General features: G+C 34.6%; 2 pseudogenes. Both read right to left on the minus strand.

Annotation, left to right across the window (positions count from 1 at the left end):
- Window positions 1-289, minus strand: a pseudogene (locus tag F6K53_RS45050) (GTPase); the annotation flags it as partial.
- 63 nt (window positions 290-352) lie between these two features.
- Window positions 353-973, minus strand: a pseudogene (locus F6K53_RS45055) (leucine-rich repeat domain-containing protein); the annotation flags it as partial.
- Between the last annotated feature and the right edge of the window lie 86 nt (window positions 974-1,059).

Below are 1,059 nucleotides of genomic sequence, written 5' to 3' on the forward strand. Positions count from 1 at the left end.
TCCCTACCTGAATCCTTACTAATCTTTTAATGTAATGTTTAATCGAATCGGTAATATTTTCTAAACCTCGGTTAGTTTCGAGGTTAGTAGCCAGAGTTTCTTTGAGATTGGTAAACTGTCCTCGCAAAACTTTTTCGTTAATGTCTATTGTGCGGTTTTGTTTATCGTTTTTAATAATCAACAGTGGGCTACTATCACTTAATTTATTTACAATATTTAACCAATAATAAAAATTGGTATCTTCTCTGCGACTATCTGTAACTAAAGTATAGAGAGAACGTTTAGTCAAGAAAAACTGATGGGTAGCATAATAAATTTCTTGCCCACCAAAATCCCAAATATTAACCTTAAATTATCGTCCGTTATCTAGAGTAAAACTCCATTTGATAACATCAATTCCTTCCGTAGACAATTCAGTTTCTTGGAGTTTGTATTCGCGGTCTTGAATTTTCTTAGCTAAACTAGTCTTGCCTGCTCCGGCCTCGCCGACAATCAACAACTTAGCTTCATAAATATAATCTTTTCCTTCTTCCCTTAATTGTCGAAAATATTTTTTAATTGCACCTACACCTCCACGGGCTACTTCTAGCGGTGGCTCAACTAGGGGATTATCCGATAATTTTAGCTTGGTTAAATTGGAGAGATTTATAAAAGATTCCGGCAGTTTTATTAGTTGATTATTCGATAAATATAGCGTGGTTAAATTGTATAGATTTCCAAGAGACTCTGGTAGCTTGGTTACTTTATTGTGCTCTAAGTATAGCGTTCTTAAATTGGATAACTTACCTAGAAAATCTGGCAGGTGTGTTAGTTGATTACTCGATACATCTAGGGTTGTCAAACTGGATAGCTTTTCCAGATAACTCGGTAAATAAGTTAGTTGATTATTTCCTAAAAATAGTGTGCTTAAATTTGATAAATTACCTAGAAACTTTGGCATGTATTTTAATTCAATATCCCATAAATATAGCCTAGTTAAATTTGGTAAGAATTCAGGTCATTGGAATCAGGGAAGGATAAGAAACCGTTGGGGAAACGGTAGCCTCAAGAGCTTGTCGA

Origin of the sequence: Moorena sp. SIO4A1 (assembly GCF_010672065.1) — a bacterium.
GTDB lineage: Bacteria > Cyanobacteriota > Cyanobacteriia > Cyanobacteriales > Coleofasciculaceae > Moorena.